Raw genomic sequence first — 17,718 nt, forward strand, 5'->3', positions numbered from 1 at the left:
TGCGTTAAGGCCGATTCAATTGTCCCGATAGACGAGTATAAACGCACAATTGAAAAACCCGGCCCCGCTGTCCCCAGACCGGGGACAGAAAAGGCGCAGCGCACTCCGTGTTACCGTGCCTGTCATGACTCAACTGGAACAGTTGCGCCACGCCATGCGCCGCGCAGAACTGGACGCCGTGTGGATCAGCGACCCCGCCAACGTCCGCGCCCTGAGTGGCTTCACCAGCGGCAGGGACGCCAAGGTGCTCGTGACGCCCGACGGCGCCACGCTGTACACCGACGCCCGGTACACCGTGCAGGCCGCTGAGGAGTCACCCCTTACCGCGCACATCGCGCGGCCCCCCGCCACGTACGAGCACGCCGCGCCCGGCGTGAGCGGCCTCCGGGTCGGGTTTGAAGCGGATCACCTGACGGTCGCCGCACTGGAGGACCTGCGCGCCAACTGGCCCGGCGCGACCCTGCTGCCGGTGCAGGGCCTCGTGCAGAGCCTGCGGGTGATCAAGACCGCCGACGAGATCCAGGCCCTGCGGGACGCGCAGGTGCTCGCGGACGAAGTGTTCATGGCAGTCCGGCCCATGATCGTGGCCGGCGCGCGGGAACTCGATATCGCCAACGAGATCGAGCTTCGCCTCCGGCAGCGCGGCGCCGGGAGTGCGTTCGACATCATCGTGGCGAGCGGCCCGCGCGGCGCCATGCCGCACGGCGTGGCGTCCGAACGCCTCATCGAGGATGGCGACCTCGTGACCATCGACATGGGGGCCCGGGTGCGCGGCTACCACAGCGACATGACCCGCACCGTCGCAGTGGGTGACCCCCCCGAGGAGATGCGCCGCGTGTACCGCGCTGTACTGGAAGCCGAGGAGGCCGCCGTGCAGGCCGTGCGGCCCGGCGTACGCACCGCTGATCTCGACCGCCTGGCGCGTGACATCCTCACCGGGCACGGCCTGGGCGACGCGTTCGCCCACTCCCTGGGGCACGGCGTGGGCCTGGAGGTCCACGAAGGGCCGAGCCTGCGCGCCACCAGCGAGGACGTCCTGGCGAGCGGCATGGTCATCACCATTGAGCCTGGCGCGTATCTCCCCGGCCGGGGCGGCGTCCGCATCGAGGATCTTGTGCTCGTGACCGACGACGGGTACGAGGTGCTCAGCACCTCCCCCAAGGACACCCTGTGAAGCGCACCCTGCTCACCAGCCTGCTGGGTGCCCTGCTGCTCAGCACCGCCCAGGCCGGATCGTACCGCGTGCAGGCCGGTGATTCCATGTGGGGTATCGCCCGGAAGTACGGCGTGAGTATCGGTGCCCTGCTGAGCCTCAACGGCCGCCGCAGCGAAACCCTCCGCGCCGGTGAGGTCCTCCGGGTGCCTGACCAGCGCGGCGCGGCCACGGTCCGTCCTGCGTCCTTTGCACCGCCCGCCCAGGCGCCCGCCGCAGAGGCCCAGCAGGGGCAGGCCGTGTACTACGGCGGGCGGTTCGACCCGCACACCACCATGACCGCGGCGCACCTCACGCTGCCGTTCGGCACCTGGGTCCGCGTCACGCACGCCCGCACCGGGCGCACCGTGGACGTCATGATCAACGACCGGGGCCCGTTCGGGATCCAGTCCCGCATCATCGACCTGTCCACCGACGCGGCACGCGCCCTGGGCATCCTGGGTGAAGGGATCGCGCCGGTCAGCCTGAGCGTCCTGAGTCGTCCCTGAAGCCCGCGGCGCCCGGGAGGGGTGTAGAATCATTCGGGTTTCAACCACACACAGAACAGAAGGTACTGATGTGCTTCACCCACCGAGGAGGATGGTTTCAATGACGATGGAAACGGCCCTGCTGACCCTGGACACCCTGGCGAAGTACCTGAAGGAAAAAGAAGTCCAGCTGGACATGGAAGAAAACGGCGGGCAGCGCTTCATCCGCATGGGCTGGCGCTTTGAGATGGGCGACGCGGCCGTGCTGGTCAGCGTGAACGACGGCCCGAACAACACCAGCCGCCTGGAGATCACCTGCGTGACCCAGAAGCAGTACGGTGAGCGCCGTCAGGAAGTCGTGAACATGCTGAACGACCGCAACCGCGAGCGTGCCTTCGCGCGCAGCATTGACGCGGACGGCAACGTGTGGCTGGAGTACGTGGGCTTCTACCCCACCCTGGCCGAAATGCCCCAGGAAACCTTCGACACGCTGTTCGGCGGCGTGCTGATGCACTTCCAGGACGACTACGCCACGCTCGAGGGCTTCGTGCCTCAGATGCAGGTGCAGCAGCCCCAGGCGTAAAGCCTGATCTGGTGCAAAGGGCGGGGTGATCTCCGCCCTTACTTTGCGACATATAAGTGAATCATTTCACGATTTTGCTGGCACGTGAAAATTTTGTCCGATTGCGCTTTGCAGTTATAGCGGGATGGGAACCATTACAGAGCACTCAGAGCGGCACAGCCCTCAAGCCTGTGCCGCCCCCAACCCGCTGTGCGCTATCGACGCTGCGCGAGCAGCTCTTCGAGCCGGGCGACGTGGCCCTCCAGGGTGCGGAATGTCGCCTCGACCGGGTTGGCGCTGAGCATATCCACCCCGGCCTCCCGCAGCGCATCGATAGGATCCTGACTTCCACCGGAACGCAGGAAACGCAGGTAGTTCTCGCGCGCCGCGGCCGGGTCGGCCTGGAAGCTCTCCAGCAGCTGGTGCGCGGCACTGATGCCCGTGGCGTACTGGTACGCGTAGAAGTTCGCGTACAGGTGCGTGGAGAACTGCGCCCAGAGGATGCCGCTGCGTTCGCGATCCATGCTCACACCGTCGCCGTAGCCCTGCTCCAGCAGGTCGGCGGTCAGGGTGATGAGGTCCGGGGCGCTCAGGGTGCCGCCCGCCTCGATCCGCCGGTACGCTTCCATCTCAAAGGCCGCAAGGGTCGGCATGATAAAGAAGTACCGGTGGAAGTTCGAGAGGGCCTCCTCGATAATTTGAACCTCAAATTCGGTGTCCCCTGCGGCCCGGGCCTGGGCGAGCAGGTGCTGACGGACCATCGCCTGGTTGAAGTTGCTGGCGACTTCCGCGTGAAACAGCGTGTAACGGGGTACGGAGTACGGGTGTTCCCGCTGGGAAAGCAGGGAATGCATGGAGTGCCCGATCTCGTGCGCCAGGGTGGAGTAGGAGTTCATGGTGCCGTTCCAGGTCATAAAGATGAACGGTTTGACGCGCCCCCCGCCGTTCGAGTACGCGCCCTGCCGTTTGCCGTCGTTCTCGGCGTAGTCCACCCAGCGTTCGGTGGTCAGGCCGGCACGCAGGTCCTGCACGTACGCGTCGCCCAGCGGCGCCATGCCGTCGGCAATCCAGTCCACGGCCTGCTCGTAGGAGACGCGGCGCGGCTCGACGAGTGCGGCCTTCACGTCGTACTCGCGCAGCTCGGGCAGGTTCAGCCACTCGCGCCGCACGCGCCAGTAGCGGTGCCAGACGGAGGTGTTGGCTCGGTAGGTGTCCAGCAGCGTGGTCACCACAGCTGTGGGGATGTTGTCGGGCGCGAGCGACGCGGTCACAGCGTCCGGGTAGTGGCGGGCGCGGGCCAGGAAGACGCTCTGGCGGACGTTCGTGGCGTACATGGCGGCCTGCGAGTGACGCACGGCGAGGTGGGCGTCGGCGTAGTGCTCCCAGGCTTCACGGCGCACGTCGCGGTCCGGGTGGGCGGTCAGGCGGTCCACGTTCCCCTGGGTGACCGGTTCGCCGCCGGCCGCGCCGAAGCGCAGATCCATGTTGGCAAGGGCAGGGTGAATGCCGCGCTCCGAGGCGAAAGGACCCTGCACGGCGCCGAGCAGTTCCTCCACTTCGGCGCTGCGGACGTGCGGTCTGCCGCGCAGGAGGCGTTCCAGGCGCACGCGGTGGTCGGTGAAGGCCGGGGTGGTGAGCCAGCCGCGCAGCTGCGTGTCGTCCAGGGCGAGCAGTTCAGGGCGGGAGAAGGCGGTGGTGCTGCCGAACTGCGCGGCGAGGGTGCTGGCGCGGTCACGGCGCGCGGCCGCGACCGCGTCACGACCGTCGACGCTGGCGGTCATGCCGGCGTAGGACATGAACCGGTTCAGGCGCAGTTCCAGGTCGTCGGAGGCGCGCAGGTAGGCGAGGAGGCCTTCAGGGGTGCCCAGCTGCCCGGCGTGCGCAGACAGCCGCGCGAACTCGGTGGCCAGGGTTTCCCCTTCGGCGGTCCAGGCGTCGGGCGTGGCGTAGAGCGCCTCGATGTCCCAGGTCTGCTCACGCGGCACGTCGCTGCGGGGCGGCAGCGCCTTGATCGTTTCAGTTGGCATGCCGAACGCTAACATTTCCCGGTTGCACCAGGACTACAGTGATCCGGATGAACGGACGGTTCAGCCGATGACCACCACCACCTCGCCCGCCTCTGCGCGGCCCAGCCTGCGCGTGATGCTGCGCCTCCCGCACGCTGCCGGACTGGCGCTGTGCGTGTTCCTGCTGGGCTTCGGGCTCTCCCTCGCCATGCCGTATATGGCGCTCTACGCCGTGAACCGCGCCGGGATGAGCCCGCTGCAGCTGGGCGTGTTCCTGTCCACCAACGCCATCAGTGCGGTGATCGTCGCCACGCTCCTGGCCCGCTGGTCAGACCGGCTGCCGAACCGCAAGCCCATTGTGCTGGTCACCATGACGGCCGGCGCGGCCGCCTACACCCTGATCAGTGTCACGCCGCACTTCCCGGGGCTGCTTGTCATCGGCGCGCTCCTGCTGTCGCTGGGGTCCGCCGCGTTTCCGCAGGTGTTCTCATTCGCCCGGGCCAGCCTGCAGGACCTTCCCAGTGACCTGGCCGACCGCGCCATGACCGTTCTGCGCGCCGTCTTCAGTCTGTCCTGGGTGGTGGGGCCCGGTCTGGGCGCCGTGATTCTGGGAGGCGGGCACTACCACGCGGTGTTCCTCAGCGCTGCCGCGTGCTTCGTCCTGGCGGCTGTGCCCTTGCTCCGTGTGCCGGGCCGCCGGCCCCAGGCCACCCGGGGGGTCACACCGGACCTGCCCGACACACCCCGGCGAACGGCCCGGCGCGCCATTGCGCTGGCCGCCCTGGCCTTCGTGCTGTACGGCATGAGCCTGCAGATGGGCATGTCGATGTTTCCGCTGTTCATCACCGAAACGCTGAGGGGCACCAGCGGCGAGGTGGGCTTCCTGGTGGGCCTGTGCGCGCTGCTGGAGATTCCGGTGATGCTCATCCTCGTCACGTGGCGGCGCCTGCCGGGCGTTCCGGTGCTCATGGCGGCAGCGATGGGGTTGTTCGTGGCGCACTTCGTCCTGATTGCCCTGGCGCACACGCTGCCGCTGCTGATTGCGGCGCAGGTGATCCGCGCGGTGGTTCTGGCCATTTCGGCCGGGCTGGGCATGACCTACTTCCAGACGCTGATGCCCGGGCGGTTCAGTGCGGCGACCACCCTGTTCGCGAATACCTCCAGTCTGGGCGGCATGCTTAGCGGTGTCACGTCGGGCGCCGTGGCGCAGGCCCTCGGGTACCGCAGCGTGTTCCTGGTGTGCGCCGCGCTCACCTTCACGGCGTTCGTGGTGATGACCCTGAACAACCGCGCGGCAGACGCCGAGGACCAGGGTAGCTGAGCCCCGGACAGGAAGGCGGGCGACCGGTGACCGGTCGCCCGCCTCCTGCCTGGATTACTTCTGGCAGCCCGCGCGGATCGTGGCGGCCAGCGCGCCCACCGACTGACCCTGCCGGGCGGCGTTGATGAACGCGCTGCCCACCACCACGCCGTCGGCCACCTGCGCAACCTGGCGGGCGGTGTCGGCGTCCTTCACGCCGAACCCCACCGCGACCGGCACGCGCGCGTGCTCACGGGCCAGTGCCAGCATGGCGGGCACCTCGGCCAGGGCGCTGCCTTCGCGCGCGCCGGTCACGCCCGTGACACTCACGGCGTACAGGAAGCCGGTGCAGGCTTCCGCCACCAGTTTCACGCGCGCCGGGGTGCTGGTCGGCGCGATCAGGAAGGTCACGGCCAGGCCGTGCTCGGCCGCCAGGTCGGCGATCTCCAGGTCCTGGTCCGGGGGCAGGTCCGGCAGGATCAGGCCGTCCACGCCGGCGTCCTGGGCCAGGCGCATGAACTCGCGCGGCCCCACGGCGTAGATGGGATTCACGTAGGTCATGATCACGATGGGCGTGGCGTGGCGCGCACGCAGGGCCTTCACGAGCGCCAGCGTGCCGCGGGTGCTCGTGCCGCCCGCCAGGGCCTGCTCGCTGGCCCGCTGGATGGTGGGGCCGTCTCCGAGCGGATCGCTGTAGGGAATGCCGACTTCCAGCAGGTCCGCGTGCTCGAGCAGTTCATCGGCGACGCCCGCGAAGGCCTGCGCGGTGGGGTACCCAGCCGTCATGAACGGAATGAAGGCGGCGCGGCCCTCAGCGTGGGCGCGGGCGAAGGCCGCGTGAATGCGGGCAGCGCCGGGCGTGGTGGCGGTGAGGGTGGCGGTCATGCGTGCACCTCCTGCGGGCGGATGACGCCGGGGGCGTCCTGGGCCGGCGCCGTCTGGGCGAGGTCAAGAAGACGCATGACCTCCGCGACGTCCTTGTCGCCGCGGCCGGAGAGGTTCACGACGACCGTCTGCTCGGGTGGCATGCGGCCGGCGATCTCCACGGCGGCGTGAATGGCGTGCGCGCTTTCCAGCGCCGGGATGATGCCCTCCAGCCGCGTGAGAAGCTGCAGGGCGTCCAGGGCCTGGGCGTCCGTGACGGGCACGTACTGCGCCACGCCAGTCTCGGCGTACAGGCAGTGCTCCGGGCCGATACCGGGGTAGTCCAGGCCGGCGCTGATGGAGTGCGGAGGAACGATCTGTCCCTCATCGTCGTTCAGGAGGTACATCATTGCGCCGTGCAGCACGCCGATGCGGCCGCCGGCGACGCTCGCGGCGTGCCGGCCGCTCTCCACGCCCTCGCCGGCCGCCTCGGTACCGATCATGAGGGGCCGCTCGTGCTCGGGCAGGTACGCGAAGGGCGCGAAGATGCCGATGGCGTTGCTGCCGCCTCCCACGCACGCGACGATGACATCGGGCACCTCCCGGCCTTCCAGCGCCTGATGCTGCACCTTGACCTCCTCGCCGATGATGGACTGGAAGTCACGGACCATCGCGGGATACGGGTGCGGCCCGACGACACTGCCCAGGATGTAGAAGGTGTCGCGGACGTTGGTGACCCAGTCGCGGATGGCTTCGTTGGTCGCGTCCTTGAGGGTGCTGGTGCCGGACGTGACCTCGCGGACCTCGGCACCCAGGAGTTTCATGCGGAACACGTTCAGGGCCTGGCGGCGGATGTCCTCGGCGCCCATGTACACCACGCAGTCCAGGCCCAGCAGGGCGGCGGCTGTGGCGCTGGCCACGCCGTGCTGCCCGGCGCCGGTTTCGGCAATGACGCGCTGTTTGCCCATGCGTTTGGCCAGCAGGGCCTGCGCGAGGCAGTTGTTGATCTTGTGCGCGCCGGTGTAGTTCTGGTCCTCGCGCTTCAGGTAGATTTTCGCGCCGCCGGCATGTTCAGTGAGGCGCTCCGCGAGGTACAGGCTGCTGGGCCGCCCGACGAAGTCGCGCAGAAGGCGGTCGAGTTCATTCAGGAATGCGGGGTCTGTCCGGGCGGTGTGATACGCCTGCTGGAGTTCATCCAGGGCGGGGATAAGGGTTTCAGGCACGTACCGACCGCCGAACCGGCCGTAACGGCCACGTTCGTCCGGTTGGGGGTAGGTGGGAAGGGAAAGCGCCATGGATTCAGAGTAGGCCTGGCCCTCCGAACGGGCGTTTGGCAAACTTAGACAAGTCATCTAAGTTTGTGGTGCCGGGCACCAAGCTGACCCCGCCAGAACGGCAGCAGATCCGAGGCATTCACCTGCTCCGGAACGGCCCAGCCCAGGCTCCCCGCGAGAGACGACAGCACCTGCCCCGCTGGCGTGCCCGCCTCGCGCAGCGCCTGCACCGACGGTGCGCCCCCCCGCTTGGCCAGCCGTTCACCGCGGTAGTCATGCATCAGCGGAACATGCCAGTAGCGCGGTGTGGGCAAGCCCAGCGCCCGCTGCAACGCCACCTGCCGCGGCGTGGCCGGCCACAGGTCCGCGCCCCGCACCACGTCCGTCACCCCCGCCTGCGCGTCATCCACGACCACCGCGAGGTGATACGCGAACACTCCGTCGTTGCGGCGCAGGACCACGTCACCCACCTCGCTCGTCAGGTCCTGACAGAGCGTGTCGCCGGTCCACTCATCCCGGACGCACACCGCCGTGTCCGGCACCCGCCAGCGCAGCGCCGCGGGACGCGCCGGAGACACCGACCCCGCCCGGCAGGTGCCCGGGTATACCGGCTCCGCGCCGTGAGGCGCGCCGGCACTGTCCTGAACCGCAGCCAGCACCTCCCTCCGCGTGCAGGTGCACCGGTACGTGTCCAGGCGGGCCGCGGCCGCCTCGTACCGCGCCTGCCTGGAAGACTGAATGACTTCCTCATCCCAGTCCAGACCCAGCCACTCCAGGTCCATGCGCGTCACGTCGTACGCCCACGGCCGCACCCGGCCCGTATCCAGATCCTCAAACCGCAGCAGGTGCCGGCCACCCTGCGCGCGCGTGTGCAACCACGCCAGCAGGGCCGTGCGGGCGTTGCCGAGGTGCATGGCGCCGGTCGGGCTGGGCGCGTACCGCCCCACCACGCCCCCCTCAAGGTTCATCCGGACGCTCCTGCAGATCATCCCAGACCGCCAGGAGCGTTCCGGCAATGACCGCCACGAACGCCAGCGCCAGCGTGAATCGCCCCAGGCTGTCCGCGGCACCCAGGGCGTTCCAGCCGCTCAGCAGCTGCCACCAGTCGTGCGTGTCCGGGTCACCGGTGATCAGCGGCAGGTTCCGCTGCGGGGCATCCTGAATGTAGGCGCCCACCCCGGCCAGGGCGTGACCCAGCCACAACGTCACCACGCCGGCCGAGAAGCGGTCCCGGCGCCACAGAAACGCGGCCACGCACCCAGCAGGCACCAGCACCTGGGTCAGGCTGCCGCCCAGCAGCGTCACCGTCTCCCCCGCCCACATCAGCAGCACGTGCCCCGCCTCGTGAAAAATCAGGTTCACGTTCCCCAGGACGCCCGGCTCGGCCGGACGCACCACCCCCGGCACGGTGACCCACAGGGCCGCGCTCAGCCCCAGCACGCGCGGCGCCCACGCAGGCCAGCGGGCCAGGAGCCCGCTCAACGGCGGCTCCGCAGCCAGGCCAGCAGCAGGTCCTCAACCAGCTCACTCACGCTCTCCCCACCGTCACGCTTCACGTGCCGCCACACCGCGCGAACCGTTTCCCGGCGCACGTACACCGCCTCCACACGCTCCGCGGTCTCACCCGGCAGCCGGCCGGCCGGTTCGGGCGTGAGTTTCCGCCCCCGCACCTTACGTTCCCCCCGCCCGGCCGGGCCCAGGTAGTCGAAGCGGCCCACCTCAGGCCCTCACCACAGTTCCCCCGCCAGGGCCTCGATGTCGGCCCAGGCCGCCGCGGCCCTGGGGTCCCGGACCTCGTGCGCCAGGACCCCCTGCTCCGCGGCGCGCTGGTACGCCGCGTACGCACGGACCAGCGTGTTGCACACGGTCAGGCCGTCTTCCCGCAGGTCCTCCCTGACCTCCTCGCCTGCCCGGCCGACCGGCGGCACGCGCGTCAGGATGACCCGTGACTTGCGCGCCGCGCCCTCCTCCGTCAGGAATTCCAGCAGTTCACGGGTCGCGTCCACCTCCAGTGCACTGACGCCACTGGGCACCAGGATCAGGTCGGCGCGCTCGGCCAGCTGCCGCAGGTCCCGGCGGCGGGGCCGGCCTTCGGTGTCAACCAGCACCAGGTCGAACGCCGCGAGCCTGCGAGGTTTCACGTCGTCCGCAGCCATGACGGTGAACGGCAGCGCCTCAGCACGCCGCGCCCACCGCAGACTGCTGCCGACACGGCCGTCCTCGTCGATCAGCACGGTGTTCAGGCCGCGCCGCTGCGCCGCGCCGGCGAGGTGAACGGCCAGGGTGCTCTTGCCTACCCCTCCCTTATCCGAAGTGATCGCCGCGACCCGCGCCATGCGGGGCAGCGTAGCAGACCAGCCTATGCCGCACGTCAGCGCCCCGCGGCATGATGGGGGGGTGATCACCCCGGAACAGATGAGTACGCTGCGCCGCAGCGAGGTGTACTGGACGGCGCGCGCCATGCAGGCCCAGGGCAGCCGCTTCTACCGCGCGCTGGGCGACGCCCTGCACGCCGCCGACGCCGTGAACCGCCACCTGATCTACGGCACCTGGCCTGACGCCTGCTGGGACTTCTACGAGCGCGGCCTGTGCCTTGAGGCGGCCGAGGCAGACGGGGGGAAGCCTGGCCACAGCCGGGCACGACCGGACGCTTAGACTGGGCCGACCATGACCCGACCGACCCTGCTGGCCATTTTTGCTCACCCGGACGACGAAGCGTTCAGTGTGGGCGGCACCCTCACCCACTACGCCCGGCAGGGCGTGCGGGTCCTGCTGGCCTGCGCCACGCGCGGTGAAGCCGGTAAGATCACCGTGCCCGGCATGACGGTCGACGACCTCGGCGCGCAGCGGGAACAGGAGTTGCGCGACGCGTGCCGGGTCCTGGAGATCGAACCGCCCATCTTCCTGGATTACCACGACTCCGGGCGGTACGAACGGACCCGCCACGACGACCCGGCCGCCCTGATGAACGTGAATCCGCTGGAGATTGAGGTCAAGCTCCGCGCCCTGATCGAGACGGAGCAGCCGCAGGTGCTCATCACCTTCGATCCGCACGGCGGGTACGGTCACGTGGACCACCTGCAGATTCACCGCGCTGCGGTCGCCGCGTTTTTCAGCACCGGTCACTTGCCGTACGGCGGGCCGCAGCGGCTGTACTACACGGCCCTGACGTCCGAGGCTGCCGAGGGCCTCTCCCGGATGGGGCGGGACCTCGACCCCCGGGTGTACGGCGTTTCCGAGAGCACGCTGGCCCTGACCCTGAACGTCAGCGCGTACGCAGAACACAAGAAGGCGGCCCTCCTGGCGCACGGCACGCAGACGGGCGAGCAGAGCCTGCTGGGACAGTTGAGCCCGGAGGAACGGCAGGCAATGGAGCGGCGCATGCTGGGCACCGAGAGTTTCAGTATCGGGGGCACGCGCACGGCCCTGCGGTCGTACCCGCTGCGCGGACTGTTCGACGGGCTCAGCGGGTTTGAGCACCTGCACTGACGACCACAGCAGCCTGCCCCTGGAGCAATGAACTCCAGGGGCAGGCTGCCGTAGTCCGCTTGTGCGGCCCGGGTTACTTCTTGCGTTTCCCGGCGGGTTTCTTGCCTCCGCCGGCCGTGGTGCGTTCCTTCGCATCCCGCATGAATGAGCGGAGTTTGGCCTCGAACTGCGGGCTCTGACGCCCGATCGCCCGGGGACGGGGAACCTCTTCAGGCTCCTCGAGCAGCTCCTTGATCGAGAGGTCGAGACGGCCCCGCTCGTCGCGTCCCAGCACCTTCACTTCCACGTTCTCGCCCTCGCGGACGTGATCGTGGATGTTCCGGACGAAGGAATGCGCGATCTGCGAGATGTGCACCAGGCCCGTCTCGCCGTTCTCGAACTGAATGAACGCGCCGAAGTCGGTCACGCGCGTCACGCGGCCCTCCACGACCGCGCCGGAATCAAGCTGCACCAAAGGAAGTCTCCTTGCAAAGCATGAAACGCATGTTACACCATCCCCGCGACTCATGAGGCGCGGCGGCGCAGAAACGTGAGCGCCGCGCTAGATTGAAGCTCATGAAGTTGCGTGGCACCCTGGGCGGCCTGAATCTCCTGATCGAACCCGGCGATACCGGCCCCAGCGTGCTGGAGGGCCTCAGCGCCCGCACGGACCTGCTGTCCAGCAACGTCACGGTCGAACTGCAGGGCGACGCGGACCCCGAAGCGATCGAAGTGGCCCTCACCGCCATCCGCGCGGCCGGCGGGACCCCCGGCCGGGTCCGCGCTCCCCGCGTGAGTGTCCCCACGCCGCCCCCCGCGCCGGAACCGCCCACGCCTGCACCGGCCCGCACGGAGATCGTGCCGCACACCCTGCGCGCCGGGTTCCGCGGTGAATTTCCAGGCAGCGTCATCGTTCTGGGTGACGTCAACCCAGGTGCGGAACTGCTCGCTGGCGGCGACGTGATCGTGGTGGGCGCCCTGCGCGGCCTGGCCCACGCCGGACTGGGCGGGCGCGCAGACGCCATCGTGTGGGCCCGCCCCATTGCCAGCACCCAGATCCGCATTGGAGACGCCGTGGCCCGCGCCCCGGAGGGCAGCAGCCTGAGCAACATGCGCCACCGCGACGACCAGCCGGTCCCGGAGATCGCCCGGCTGCAGGACGGCGTGATTCACATCGACGTGCAGAAGTAACCCCACGGGGCAGGCGGGGCCGCCGATTATGCCTGGACGCCCCGCCTGTCGTCCCGGGCTCAACCGGCGGGGAAGCGCACGCCGCCCAGCTGGCGGTTCAGGTGCGCGGCCAGCGACAGCAGCCGGCCGTCCCCGCCCGCCGGGGCGACCAGCAGCACGCCGCCGGGAACCGGCTCACCCTCCACAGTGACTGGCAGGGCCAGGCTGGGATACCCGGCTTTGGCCGCCAGCGCGGCGCCGTGAATACCGGGGAACACGACCACGTCCAGGCCCTGAGCGAACAGCGGATCGAAGCCGCGCGTGCGGGTCAGGTCCAGGTCCTTCTGCCGTGCCTGACGGTACGCGGCCTCGCTGAAGTCGCCGCGGGTGCCCTGGGCCGCGTGCAGGAGGGTCTGTCCGTAGCGCAGGAACCGTTCGGGGTCCGTGTCGTTCGCGGTGATGACGTCCGCCAGGGACCGCGGGCCATTCGTGACCCCCTGAAGGTAGGCGTTCAGGTCTCCCTTGAACTCGTACACCAGGACGTCCAGCGCCCAGCCGCGCGCGTTGAGTTCAGCGCGGGACGGGAAGGTCAGGTCGTGGAGGGTGGCGTTCAGGTCCAGGAGGGTGGCGGTGACGCGGTCCAGGGCGCGGGCCGAGACGGAGCTCACGTTCGCCTCGTCGCGGATCACGCCGATCAAGGCGCCGCGCGCCGCGTCGGGCATCACGGTCAGGTCCGGGACCGGCAGGCGGCGGCTGGCTTCATCGTGCTCGTCCGGACCGGCAATCACGCTGAGGATCAGCGCGGCGTCACGGGCGCTGCGGGTGATCGGCCCGGCGGTGTCCTGGCTGTGGCTGATCGGCACGATGCCGGTGCGGGGCACGAGCCCCAGTGTGGGTTTCAGGCCCAGCATGCCGTTCTGATGCGCGGGGCTCACGATGCTGCCGCTGGTTTCCGTGCCGATCGCGGCGGCGCACAGACGCGCGGCGACGCCCACGCCGCTGCCGCTGGAACTGCCGCCCGTATCGAGCGTGTCCCCCCAGGGGTTCACGGTCTGCCCGCCGGCGCTGGAGTAGCCGTTCGTCATGCCCAGCGTCATGAAGTTCGCCCATTCGGTCATGTTGGCCTTGCCGAGAATCACCGCGCCCGCGGCGCGCAGCCGCGCCACGAGGGGCGCGTCCTGCGCGGGCACGTGAGCGGCCAGCAGGGCGCTGCCGGCCGTGGTGGGCAGGCCGGCCACGTCAATGTTGTCCTTGATCAGCATGGGCACGCCGTGCAGGACGCCGCGGCGGCTCTCCGGCACGCCGTCCAGGCGGTCAGCGTCGGCCTGCGCGTCCGGGTTCACGGTGATCACGGCCCGCAGGTGGGGGTTCAGGCCGACCAGGCGGGCGAGGTACGTGCGGGTGACCTCACTGCACGTCAGGTCGCCGCGGCGGGTGGCGGCGGCCAGGGTCACGGCGTCCAGGTCAAGGATCGGGTCAGGAATGGGCAGGGTCACCCCTTCACTCTACGCACGTCTATGCCCGGCCGGGCCGGGCCGGGACGCGGTGCGCTAGCGTTTCGGGCATGAGTGACGCCCCTGCCATCACCGCCTTCCAGGGCAATCCCGGCTCGTACGGCGAGATTGCCGCCCTGAACGCCGTGCCCGGCACCACCGACTCGCGCGGCTACCCCACCTTTCATGAGGTGGCGCGCGCCGTGGAGACCGGCGAGGCGGCCTACGGGGTGCTGCCCGTGGAGAACAGCCTGATGGGCGCGATTCACCAGAGCATTGACCTGCTCAGCGAAACGGACCTGCATGTGATCGGGGAGGTGGTGGTGCGCGTCAGTCACTGCCTGATGGCGCTGCCCGGCGTGGACATCAGCGAGATCCGGCGCGTGGCAAGCCAGCAGCCGGCCCTGGATCAGTGCACGAACCTGATCCGGCAGCACGGCTGGCAGCCGGTCGCGGCGCACGACACGGCCGGCAGCGCGAAGAACCTCGCGGCCAGTGGGGAACGGGACCTCGCCGCGATCGCCAGCGCGCGCGCCGCTGAGCTGTACGGCCTGAACATCCTGCAGCGGGAAATTGAGGACGAGCCGTTCAACTTCACGCGGTTCATGATTCTTGCGCGGCATGAACCTGCGTCCAGTGACGCTCCGCACAAGACCAGCCTGGTGTTCGCGGTGCGGCACACGCCGGGCTTCCTGGTCGAAACCCTGAATGAGCTGCGCGGACTGAACCTCTCGCGCATTGAGAGCCGCCCGCGCCGCGACCGCGCGTGGAGTTACCTGATGTACGTGGACATCGAAGGCAACGCCCGCGACCCGCAGGTGGCGCAGGCCCTGGCCGGCGTGCTGCGCAAGGCGAGTTACGCGAAGATCATCGGGTCGTACCCGGTGGCGAGCGGCACGGTCGGCTGACCCGCCCAGGTGGGTGCACCCGGAGGCCCTGGCTGTGACACCATAGCCGGGTGAACTGGCGCCGGGCCCTGCTGTCTCCACCCGCCTGCCGTGACCTTCCCCGGTTAAAGCGGGCGGTGCAGGGGCGCACGGTGCTGGTCACCGGCGCGTCCTCCGGCATTGGCGCTGCCACCGCCTGCCAGCTGGGCCGGGCGGGCGCGACCGTGCTGCTGCTCGCCCGGCGTGACGCCGCTCTCCAGGAGGTCGCCGCGCGAATTGAAGCGGCCGGTGGGCGCGCGGTGGTGATGCCGGCGGACCTCTCGGATCCGGCGCAGGTGCAGGCCGTAGCGGCCCGGCTGCTGAGCGAGTTCCCGGCGCTGCACGCGGTGATCAGCAGCGCGGGACGGTCCGTCCGCCGCCGGGCGCAGGACGGCGCAGCGCGCAGGGACCTGGAGCGCCTGCTCGCGGTGAACTTCAGCGGACCGGCCGCGCTGCTTCTCGCGCTGCGGCCCGCCCTGGAAAGCGGCCGGGCGGTCATCGTGAATGTCTCCAGCGTCTCAGCCCGGCACGTGGGCGCACCGCGCTGGGCGGCGTACCAGGGCAGCAAGGCGGGCTTCGACCTGTGGCTTCAGGCCGCCGCAGCCGAGTGGTCCGGCGTGCGCGCCGCGAGCGTGTACCTGCCGCTGGTTCGCACGCCCATGGTCGCGCCCACCCAGGCGTACCGGTACCTGCCGGCCCTGAGTGCCGACGAGGCGGCGCAGGCGGTCACACTGCCACTCGTGAGTCCGGTGGTGCGCGTCGCGCCGTGGTGGCTGGGCGCCGTGGAGGTGGCCGGCCTGATTGCCCCGGGCGCCCTGGCGCGGGCACTCCGGCACCTGGAAGCGACCGAGGTCCGGTGGGCGGCCCGGCGGTGAAGGTCGGGGTCGTGCGTGCGTCCGCGAGCGCGCTGCCTGGCAGGGCGCCCCTGCCCCCTCTGGGCGGTCTGATCGGGGCGGTCCTGCGCCATGGCCCGACCCTCGCCGGTACGGTCGCCTGGCACGCAGGGCGCCGCCCGGAGCAGCTGGCGCTGTGCGACGGGCACACGAGGCTCACGTACCGGCAATTGCACCACCGGGTGCAGGAGCGGGTGGCGGCTCTGGCACCATGGGTGCGCGCCGGCTGGTCCGTAGGCCTGCCCCCCGGTGAGGGCACTTCCTACGTGGTGACGTTGCTGGCCGCGCTGCGTCTGGGTCTGCAGGTGACGCTGCTTCCGCCCGGCCTGGACACACCCGGCACGCAGGAGCACCTGCGGCTGCGCCTCATCCTGCGTGCGGAGGAAGGCGAAATGCCCGCGCCGGCCGTCCGGTTCGGGCCGCGCGCCGGCCGGGTCCGGCTTCTGAGCTCGGGCAGCACGGGCGCGCCGAAACCCGTGCGGCCGGACGTGGGCGTGCTGAGCGCCCTCCGGGTGTCACGCACCCTGGTGAGGGCACTGGGTGTCCGGGCCGGCGTGCCGGTGCTGCTGCCCCTGCCCCTGTGGCACGGCCATGGGCTGGCCACCCTGGCCCTGAGTCTGGGGCTGGGCAGCCCGCTGTACCTGCGGCCTGACGCCCGGCCGGACACGCTGTGGCAGGTGCTGGCGCAGGAACAGATTGAGGTGCCTGTCCTCGTGCCGACGATCCTGCACCGCCTGCTGGCTCTTTCAGGCAAGGCGCCGGTGCTGCGGAGCGTGGTGTGCGGTTCTGCGCCGCTGGACCCTGATCTGGCCTGCCGTGCGGCGCAGCGGCTGGGGAGCGTGCTGTTCAATCTGTATGGCACCACGGAACCGGGCCTCATCACGCTGGCGGGTCCGCAGGATCTGCGGGCCTCACCGGACGTTGTGAGGCGGCCTCTGCCCGGGGTGCGTGTCCGGGTGGCTGCCGACGGGCAGGTGCTCGTGCGGGGTTCCCGGGGGTGGCGGCCGTCCGGCGATCTGGGTCAGCTGGACGCCGGGGGGGCACCTGCGTCTGCTTGGCCGCGCGGACGCCCGCATGGTGATCGGCGGGGAGAAGGTATGGCCCGCGCAGATGGAGAGCGTCATCGCGGCGCTGCCGGGCGTGCGGGCCTGCGTGGTTCTGCCGGTTGCGTCCCTGGAGTACGGGCAGGCACCGGTGGCGTTTGTGGAGTCGGACCGCCCGGAGCAGGAGTTGCGAGGGGCGCTGGACGCGCGGCTGCCCCGCCGGCTTCGCCCGGCGCAGTGGGTGGTCTGCCCGGAGCTGCCGCGAACGGTGGCCGGAAAGCTGGCGCGGGCGGCTCTGCGTGACTTGCTTGAGGCGGAACCGGCCCTGAGCCAATGAGAAACACGCCCCGGGTGAGGGCGTGCGGGGTGGTCCCAGCGGGTTACTGCGCGGCGGCGTAGCGGCGTGCAACCTCGTCCCAATTCACGACGTTCCAGAACGCCTTGAGGTAGTCGGGACGCTTGTTCTGGTAGTTCAGGTAGTACGCGTGCTCCCACACGTCCACGCCCAGGAGGGGCGTGCCACTGACGCCGGCCACGGCGTCGCCCATCAGGGGGTTGTCCTGGTTGGCGGTGCTGACCACGGCCAGCTGTCCGCCCTTCACGACGAGCCAGGCCCAGCCGCTGCCGAAGCGGGTCTTGGCGGCGTCCTCGAACTTCTCCTTGAACGCTTCGAAGGACCCAAAGGCGGCGGTGATCGCGGCGGCGAGGTCACCGCTGGGCTGACCGGCGCCCTGGGGGCCCATGACCTGCCAGAACAGGCTGTGGTTGGCGTGACCGCCGGCATTGTTGCGCAGCACGTTCTTCTTGTCGGCCGGCACGCGGTCGAGGTTGCCGATCAGCTCTTCAACGCTCATGCTGGCGAACTCGGTGCCTTCGAGCGCCTTGTTGGCGTTGTCCACGTAGGTCTGGTGGTGCTTGGTGTGGTGGATCTCCATGGTGCGCGCGTCAATGTGGGGTTCGAGGGCGTCGTAGGCGTAGGGCAGCGTGGGCAGTTCGTAGGCCATGGTGAAGCTCCTTTCAGGGCGGGGTGCGCGGCACG

General features: G+C 70.0%; 20 protein-coding genes and 1 pseudogene. 11 read left to right on the forward strand and 10 right to left on the reverse strand.

Annotated features, from left to right (window positions below; genetic code table 11):
* Positions 1-124: 124 nt before the first annotated feature.
* The 3 genes from LAJ19_RS06230 (at position 125) to LAJ19_RS06240 (ending at position 2,263) form a co-directional block, all read left to right on the forward strand.
* Positions 125-1,174, forward strand: a complete 1,050-nt coding sequence (locus LAJ19_RS06230; RefSeq protein WP_225477628.1) for a M24 family metallopeptidase — start codon at positions 125-127, stop codon at positions 1,172-1,174.
* Positions 1,171-1,701, forward strand: a complete 531-nt coding sequence (locus LAJ19_RS06235; protein WP_225477630.1) for a septal ring lytic transglycosylase RlpA family protein — start codon at positions 1,171-1,173, stop codon at positions 1,699-1,701. The genes LAJ19_RS06230 and LAJ19_RS06235 overlap by 4 nt, the downstream gene beginning before the upstream one ends.
* Positions 1,702-1,801: 100 nt before the next feature.
* Positions 1,802-2,263, forward strand: a complete 462-nt coding sequence (locus LAJ19_RS06240; RefSeq protein ID WP_225477632.1) for a type III secretion system chaperone family protein — start codon at positions 1,802-1,804, stop codon at positions 2,261-2,263.
* Between the two features lie 194 nt (positions 2,264-2,457).
* On the opposite strand, the gene pepF is transcribed toward LAJ19_RS06240, so the two are convergent.
* The gene (gene pepF, locus LAJ19_RS06245) at positions 2,458-4,269 is read right to left on the reverse strand and encodes an oligoendopeptidase F (RefSeq protein ID WP_225477634.1); all 1,812 of its coding nucleotides are present in this window, start codon (positions 4,267-4,269) and stop codon (positions 2,458-2,460) included.
* Here pepF and LAJ19_RS06250 point away from each other — a divergent pair.
* Entirely contained in the window at positions 4,268-5,569 is a 1,302-nt protein-coding gene (locus LAJ19_RS06250) for a sugar efflux transporter (protein WP_225477636.1), read from the forward strand. The genes pepF and LAJ19_RS06250 overlap by 2 nt on opposite strands.
* 54 nt (positions 5,570-5,623) lie before the next feature.
* Here LAJ19_RS06250 and trpA read toward each other — a convergent pair whose 3' ends face one another.
* The 6 genes from trpA to LAJ19_RS06280 are packed head-to-tail and all read right to left on the reverse strand — an operon-like array spanning position 5,624 to position 10,022.
* A complete protein-coding gene (gene trpA, locus LAJ19_RS06255; protein WP_225477638.1) occupies positions 5,624-6,433 on the reverse strand; it encodes a tryptophan synthase subunit alpha in 810 nt (269 codons plus the stop codon).
* Positions 6,430-7,707: a tryptophan synthase subunit beta gene (gene trpB, locus LAJ19_RS06260; protein ID WP_225477640.1), complete on the reverse strand. Its 1,278-nt coding sequence runs from the start codon at positions 7,705-7,707 to the stop codon at positions 6,430-6,432. Before trpB ends, trpA begins: the two co-directional genes overlap by 4 nt.
* A 53-nt stretch (positions 7,708-7,760) precedes the next feature.
* Positions 7,761-8,654 (reverse strand): tRNA glutamyl-Q(34) synthetase GluQRS, encoded by an 894-nt coding sequence (gene gluQRS / locus LAJ19_RS06265; protein ID WP_225477642.1) that lies wholly within the window; start codon positions 8,652-8,654, stop codon positions 7,761-7,763.
* Positions 8,644-9,168 (reverse strand): hypothetical protein, encoded by a 525-nt coding sequence (locus tag LAJ19_RS06270; RefSeq protein WP_225477644.1) that lies wholly within the window; start codon positions 9,166-9,168, stop codon positions 8,644-8,646. The genes gluQRS and LAJ19_RS06270 overlap by 11 nt, the downstream gene beginning before the upstream one ends.
* Complete coding sequence (locus tag LAJ19_RS06275) at positions 9,165-9,404, reverse strand: hypothetical protein (RefSeq protein ID WP_225477646.1); 240 nt, start codon at positions 9,402-9,404, stop codon at positions 9,165-9,167. Before LAJ19_RS06275 ends, LAJ19_RS06270 begins: the two co-directional genes overlap by 4 nt.
* 9 nt (positions 9,405-9,413) lie before the next feature.
* Positions 9,414-10,022: a ParA family protein gene (locus LAJ19_RS06280; protein WP_225477647.1), complete on the reverse strand. Its 609-nt coding sequence runs from the start codon at positions 10,020-10,022 to the stop codon at positions 9,414-9,416.
* 61 nt (positions 10,023-10,083) lie between these two features.
* Between LAJ19_RS06280 and LAJ19_RS06285 the strand changes: the two genes are divergently transcribed.
* Together LAJ19_RS06285 and LAJ19_RS06290 are read left to right on the forward strand one after the other, a co-directional pair.
* A complete protein-coding gene (locus LAJ19_RS06285; RefSeq protein ID WP_349774832.1) occupies positions 10,084-10,341 on the forward strand; it encodes a hypothetical protein in 258 nt (85 codons plus the stop codon).
* Positions 10,342-10,353: 12 nt separating this feature from the next.
* Positions 10,354-11,175 (forward strand): PIG-L deacetylase family protein, encoded by an 822-nt coding sequence (locus tag LAJ19_RS06290; RefSeq protein WP_225477649.1) that lies wholly within the window; start codon positions 10,354-10,356, stop codon positions 11,173-11,175.
* Between the two features lie 73 nt (positions 11,176-11,248).
* Here the strand turns inward: LAJ19_RS06290 and LAJ19_RS06295 are convergent, their stop codons facing one another.
* The gene (locus tag LAJ19_RS06295; protein WP_055362658.1) at positions 11,249-11,629 is read right to left on the reverse strand and encodes a S1 RNA-binding domain-containing protein; all 381 of its coding nucleotides are present in this window, start codon (positions 11,627-11,629) and stop codon (positions 11,249-11,251) included.
* Between the two features lie 101 nt (positions 11,630-11,730).
* On the opposite strand from LAJ19_RS06295, the gene LAJ19_RS06300 reads away from it, so the two are divergent.
* Positions 11,731-12,345, forward strand: coding sequence for a septum site-determining protein MinC (locus LAJ19_RS06300; protein ID WP_225477650.1), 615 nt, complete (start codon positions 11,731-11,733; stop codon positions 12,343-12,345).
* A 59-nt stretch (positions 12,346-12,404) separates the two neighbouring features.
* Here LAJ19_RS06300 and LAJ19_RS06305 read toward each other — a convergent pair whose 3' ends face one another.
* Positions 12,405-13,820, reverse strand: a complete 1,416-nt coding sequence (locus LAJ19_RS06305; RefSeq protein ID WP_225477652.1) for an amidase family protein — start codon at positions 13,818-13,820, stop codon at positions 12,405-12,407.
* A gap of 68 nt (positions 13,821-13,888) precedes the next feature.
* On the opposite strand from LAJ19_RS06305, the gene LAJ19_RS06310 reads away from it, so the two are divergent.
* From LAJ19_RS06310 to LAJ19_RS22040, 4 genes and pseudogenes are all read left to right on the forward strand, one after another.
* The gene (locus LAJ19_RS06310) at positions 13,889-14,725 is read left to right on the forward strand and encodes a prephenate dehydratase (RefSeq protein ID WP_225477654.1); all 837 of its coding nucleotides are present in this window, start codon (positions 13,889-13,891) and stop codon (positions 14,723-14,725) included.
* 50 nt (positions 14,726-14,775) lie between these two features.
* A complete protein-coding gene (locus LAJ19_RS06315) occupies positions 14,776-15,618 on the forward strand; it encodes an SDR family NAD(P)-dependent oxidoreductase (RefSeq protein ID WP_225477655.1) in 843 nt (280 codons plus the stop codon).
* A 410-nt stretch (positions 15,619-16,028) separates the two neighbouring features.
* Positions 16,029-16,616, forward strand: a pseudogene (locus LAJ19_RS22035) (AMP-binding protein); the annotation flags it as partial.
* 130 nt (positions 16,617-16,746) lie between these two features.
* A complete protein-coding gene (locus tag LAJ19_RS22040) occupies positions 16,747-17,016 on the forward strand; it encodes an AMP-binding enzyme (RefSeq protein ID WP_225477657.1) in 270 nt (89 codons plus the stop codon).
* A 43-nt stretch (positions 17,017-17,059) separates the two neighbouring features.
* On the opposite strand, the gene sodA is transcribed toward LAJ19_RS22040, so the two are convergent.
* Positions 17,060-17,683 (reverse strand): superoxide dismutase, encoded by a 624-nt coding sequence (gene sodA, locus LAJ19_RS06330; RefSeq protein ID WP_225477659.1) that lies wholly within the window; start codon positions 17,681-17,683, stop codon positions 17,060-17,062.
* Between the last annotated feature and the right edge of the window lie 35 nt (positions 17,684-17,718).

It is taken from the genome of Deinococcus taeanensis, assembly GCF_020229735.1.
GTDB lineage: Bacteria > Deinococcota > Deinococci > Deinococcales > Deinococcaceae > Deinococcus > Deinococcus taeanensis.